The organism is Hyalangium sp. (genome assembly GCF_035629615.1).
In the GTDB taxonomy this organism is placed as follows: domain Bacteria; phylum Myxococcota; class Myxococcia; order Myxococcales; family Myxococcaceae; genus Hyalangium.
The window spans coordinates 1-4,860 of record NZ_DASPHO010000647.1 but is presented as its reverse complement, the minus strand read 5'-3'; the positions used below and the strand labels follow the sequence as shown (position 1 = coordinate 4,860).

Sequence of the window (4,860 nt, the reverse complement as noted above, 5' to 3'; positions counted from 1 at the left end):
TCGCCCGCTTGAGGGTCTCGCAGTCCTCCCGGTGGAAGACCTCGCTGCCCTTGAGGCTCACGAAGCGCTGGGCCGGAGTCTTCCAGGCGGCCGGGATGGTCTCGCCCCCCGCAGAAGCAGGGGGGGCGGGGCTTGGGCTCGGAGAGGCCTGGGGGGCGCGGGCAGTCGAGGGGGCCGGGGAGGGACTGGCGCCCCCAGGAACGGACCGGATCTCTCCTGGCAGCACCCTGCGCGGGGCCTTCCCAAGCTCTGCCTGGAGGGTGACATTCGCACCATCGCTCACGGCCTTGATCTCGCCATGCTGGTCGGTGCGGAACACGTGGGCCCCCGTGGCCTCGAGCCGCTCGAGCGCCTCCGGGGTGGGGTGGCCGTATTCGTTGCCCGCGCGGGAGGAGATGACCGCGGCCTTGGGCCTCACCGCCGCCAGGAACTCCTTCGTGGAGGAGTGCTTCCCGCCGTGGTGGGCCACTTTCAGCACGGTGGAGGTGTAGTCCGCGCGCTGGCGCAGCAGGGCCTGCTCGGTATCGGGCTCGCTGTCGCCCGTGAAGAGGAACGCCGTCCGGCCATAGGTGAGCCGGGCGACGATGGAGTTGGAGTTCGCATCCGAGCGGGTGTTCTTCAGGAACGGCTCCTGAGGGTAGCGGGGCCAGTACACGGTGAGGACGACGCCCTCGCCGAGCCCCACGGAGAGGAAGGTCTCCGGTGCCTGCGGGTTTGGCTCCGGAGTCATCACCTGGCCCACCTCGTTGCCCACGAACTCGAGCAGGTCCCGGTAGGCGGCACTGGGATGGTCGAAGCCGGGATCCATGAAGCGCTTCGCTCCCACCGCCTGGATGGCGTCCCTCAGGCTGCCGAGGTGATCCAGGTGGGGGTGGGTGAGGATGACCAGATCCAGCGGGGCTCGGACGAGCTCCCGCAGCCGAGCCGCCAGGTGCTCCCCGGCCTCCGGGGGCCCGCCGTCGATCAGCACCGTCTTGCCCGTAGGAGAGACAATGAGCGCCGCGTCACCCTGGCCCACATCGAAGAAATACACCGTGAGCGGTTTGCCCGGGGCAAGTGGGGGCGGCGCAGGCTGCGCCAGGCCTGGAGCGGCCGAGAGAAGGACGAGGAGGAGGCACAGCAGCCGGGGGAGGAACATCACAGGGAGACTCTAGCGCCTGCCCCCCCTGTTCCGAAGGCTTCCCGAGGGGCCCCTTTCTGGGCTACATCCGAGGCCATGGCTCAGGCTGATGACATGAACCAGGTCGTCGACGAGATCGCCGACCGTGTCCGCCGCAGGATGCAAGCCCTCCGAGCAGGCAAGGAGCAGCCCTGCACCACCTCTCCCGGGCCCGCCGCTCGGGAGGCGGACGGGGCTCCCCGGCCCGGTAACTTCGTGAGCGCCAAGGAGTGTGCGCCCTCGTGTGATGTGTGCCCGAACATGGACACCTGCGGCTCCGTGGCGGCGGTGAAGGGCGGTGCGGCCCGCATCTCCCCGGAGTCCATCCGCACCAGCGCCGACATCGCTCCCTACATTGACCACACGCTGCTCAAGCCCGAGGCCAGCCGCGAAGAGGTCATCAAGATGGCCGAGGAGGCTCGCAAGTACGGCTTCGCCACGGTCTGCGTGAACTCGGTGAACGTGGCGCTGGCGGCGCGGATCCTGGCGGGCTCCAAGACGGTGCCCATCGCCGTGGTGGGCTTCCCGCTGGGCGCGGCGCTGCACAGCGCCAAGGCCTTCGAGGCGCGCGAGGCCATCCGCTGCGGCGCGAAGGAGATCGACATGGTGATCAACATCGGCGCGCTGAAGGCCAAGGACTACGCGCTGGTGCTCAAGGACATCACCCTGGTGGTGGAGGCCAGCCGCCCGTACCCGGTCAAGGTCATCCTCGAGACGAGCCAGCTCACCCACGAGGAGAAGATCGCCGCCTGTGCGCTCTCCAAGGCCGCGGGGGCCGCCTTCGTGAAGACGTCCACCGGCTTCAGCTCCGGGGGCGCCACCGCCGAGGACGTGGCGCTGATGCGCAAGGTGGTGGGGGATGACGTGGGGGTGAAGGCCTCCGGCGGCGTGCGCTCCTCCGAGGATGCGATGAAGATGATCCAGGCGGGCGCCAACCGCATCGGCGCCTCCGCCTCGGTGGCCATCATCACCGGCCAGAAGTCCACCGCGAAGTACTGACCCTGCGAGCCCCGAGGGAGCGCCGTGACGGACGCCCAGCGAGAGGAGATGCGCAAGCTGTTGCTCGCGCTTCACGCCGAGCTGACCGGCAAGACGCCGGCGAAGATCGAGCCCAACCGGACGGATGACTCGAAGGTGGGCGGCGATGAGGACGAGCAGCCGCTCAACGAGATGATGCAGGCCATTGCCTCCAGCCGGAACCGGAACCTGGACGGCGTGCTGGGGCGGGTGGTGAAGGCGCTGGGCAAGCTGCGCAACGAGCCGGACAGCTTCGGCGAGTGTGAGGAGTGTGGCGACGGCCTGCCGTACGGCCGGCTCAAGGCCATGCCCTATGTGGAGTTCTGCGTGGAGTGCCAGGGCAAGCGGGACAGGCCCAAGGGCGGGCCCACGCGCAAGAAGCTCACCGACTACACCTGAAACGCGTCACGCGGGGCCCCTGAGGCAAGGGGGCGAGGAGGCGGGACATGAGCAGCACCGGGCTGAGGGAGCAGGCAGAGGCGTGGCGAAGGGCCGATCCGGATCCAGCCACCGTGGAGGAGCTGGCGAAGGTGCTGGCCGGCGGGGATGAGGCGGAGCTGGCGGATCGCTTCGCGGGCAACCTGGAGTTCGGCACCGCGGGACTGCGCGGTGTGCTGGGCGCAGGGCCCAACCGGATGAACCGGGCGGTGGTGCGCCGCACCACGGCGGGCCTGGCGCGCTACCTCAAGGCCCAGGTCCCGGAGGTGGTGACTCGAGGCGTGGTGGTGGGGCGGGATGGCCGGCGGATGAGCGCCGAGTTCGCCGAGGACACCGCCTGCGTGCTGGCCGCCGAGGGCATCCCCGCGCTCGTGTTTCCCATGCTGGCGCCCACGCCGCTGACGGCGTTCGCCGTGCTGCACTTGCAGGCAGCCGGCGGGGTGATGGTCACCGCCAGCCACAACCCGCCCGAGTACAACGGCTACAAGGTCTACTGGGGCAACGGCGCGCAGATCATCCCTCCCCATGACAAGGGGATCGCCGCCGCCATCGACGCGGTGGAGCCCGCCAACCAGGTGCGGCTGCTCACCCCCGACGAGGCCCGCGCGAAGGGCCTGTGGCGGGAGCTCTCCCAGGAGGTGGGGGAGGCCTACCTGAAGGCCCTCCTTGGGCTGCGGATGCACGGGCGCGGCTCGGAGACGCTCTCCATCGTCTACACCGCCATGCACGGCGTGGGCGGCGTGTGGGTGGAGCGGGCCATGAAGGCCGCGGGCTTCCCGCGCTTCCACCCGGTGAGCGAGCAGCAGCAGCCGGACGGCGCCTTCCCCACCGTGCGCTTCCCCAACCCCGAGGAGCCCGGCGCGATGGACCTCTCCACCGCCGCCGCCGAGCGCGAGAAGGCGGAGCTGGTGCTCGCCAACGATCCGGACGCGGATCGGCTCGCGGTGATGGTGAGGGACGCGCAGGGCACGCTGCGCATGCTCACCGGCAACGAGATAGGCGTGCTGCTGGGGCACTACCTGCTCACGCAGGGCACGAAGCGGGCCCGGCCCTACGTGGCCACCACCATCGTCTCCTCGGTGCAGCTGGGGCAGATCGCCCACGATCTGGGCGCCGCCTATGACGAGGTGCTCACCGGCTTCAAGTGGATCGCCAACCGTGCGCTGGAGCGCGAGCAGAGCGAGAGCGTCCAGTTCCTCTTCGGCTACGAGGAGGCGCTCGGCTACACGGTGGGCACGGTGGTGCGTGACAAGGATGGCATCAGCGCGGCGCTGGTGTTCGCGGATCTGGCGGCGTGGTGCCAGTCGCGAGGCACGACGGTGCTCGGCTACCTGGAGGAGATCCAGCGCCGGCATGGCCTCTTCGTCGGGGCGCAGCGCAACTTCACCTTCAAGGGCGCCGAGGGCGCGCAGACCATCTCGCGCATCATGGAGGGCTTCCGCCAGGCTCCCCCCGAGCGCATCGGCACCTACGCCATCCGGATCGCCAAGGACTACAAGAAGCCCGGGGCGAGCACCCTTCCCCCTGCGAATGTCATCGCCTACGAGCTGGAAGGCGGCGGCCGTGTCACCCTCCGGCCCTCCGGCACCGAGCCCAAGATCAAGTACTACTTTGAACTGAAGGAGACACTCGGCGCTGGAGAGCCTGTATCCCAGGCGCGCGCGCGGGCAGAAGGACGCCTCCAGGTACTCATGGATGCCTTCGTGGCGCTCGCGCGTGATCGAGGGCAGCCCGCCTGAGTCTCTTCGTACGGCTCTGCCCCTCTCACCGGCCGCGTCTGCCGCGGCCCTTCCCCGAGGTTGCTTCGTGAAGCGTCTCGTTCCTGGGTTCTTCCTCTGCTGGGTCCTCGCCTCCACGGGCTCGCTCGCGCAAGACGAGGAGGTCTCCTACAGCCGCGGGCAAGGCTGGTCCCTGCTCGCAGGGGACACGCTCGGCACGGGCCAGAACGTCCTCTCCGCCCAGATCGGCTGGCCGGGCATCACGCTGGGGGTGCTCCACGGCAGCACCCCCAGGTTCGACATCGGCGGCAAGTTCACCTTCAACTACGGCCAGGAGGGCCTCGTCGAGGTTGTCGAGCCCGGCCTCAAGTTCCAGGCCTGGGTGCGGCTGATGCTCGCGCGCACCTCCCAGGCCACCCTGGCGCTCGTCTTCCAGCCCGGGCCGCTCTTCTACTTCCACGAGGGCAGCACGGACGTGGGGCTCGCGCTGCCCGTGTCGCTCGTGGCGGGCATCCCCGTGGGCAGCGC

The 4,860-nt window shown here is 69.8% G+C and carries 4 protein-coding genes and 1 pseudogene; 4 read left to right on the top strand and 1 reads right to left on the bottom strand.

The annotated features are described in order from the left end of the window. A partial coding sequence (locus tag VD972_RS33155) for a ComEC/Rec2 family competence protein (protein ID WP_324992798.1) occupies window positions 1-1,138 on the bottom strand: 1,138 nt, incomplete at its 3' end. A 96-nt stretch (window positions 1,139-1,234) separates the two neighbouring features. Here VD972_RS33155 and deoC point away from each other — a divergent pair. The 4 genes and pseudogenes from deoC to VD972_RS33135 form a co-directional block, all read left to right on the top strand. After that, window positions 1,235-2,158 (top strand): deoxyribose-phosphate aldolase, encoded by a 924-nt coding sequence (deoC, locus tag VD972_RS33150; RefSeq protein WP_349256560.1) that lies wholly within the window; start codon window positions 1,235-1,237, stop codon window positions 2,156-2,158. 48 nt (window positions 2,159-2,206) lie between these two features. Then, entirely contained in the window at window positions 2,207-2,575 is a 369-nt protein-coding gene (locus tag VD972_RS33145; protein ID WP_414654176.1) for a TraR/DksA family transcriptional regulator, read from the top strand. A gap of 47 nt (window positions 2,576-2,622) precedes the next feature. Beyond that, a complete protein-coding gene (locus tag VD972_RS33140; RefSeq protein ID WP_324992796.1) occupies window positions 2,623-4,353 on the top strand; it encodes a phospho-sugar mutase in 1,731 nt (576 codons plus the stop codon). A 67-nt stretch (window positions 4,354-4,420) separates the two neighbouring features. Next, window positions 4,421-4,860 (top strand): annotated as a pseudogene (locus VD972_RS33135) (hypothetical protein); the annotation flags it as partial.

Excerpts from the sequence above, each read along its gene's own strand:
- deoC (WP_349256560.1), top strand. The coding sequence starts at position 1,235 with ATGAACCAGGTCGTCGACGAGATCGCCGACCGTGTCCGCCGCAGGATG.
- VD972_RS33145 (WP_414654176.1), top strand. The coding sequence starts at position 2,207 with ATGCGCAAGCTGTTGCTCGCGCTTCACGCCGAGCTGACCGGCAAGACG.
- VD972_RS33140 (WP_324992796.1), top strand. The coding sequence starts at position 2,623 with ATGAGCAGCACCGGGCTGAGGGAGCAGGCAGAGGCGTGGCGAAGGGCC.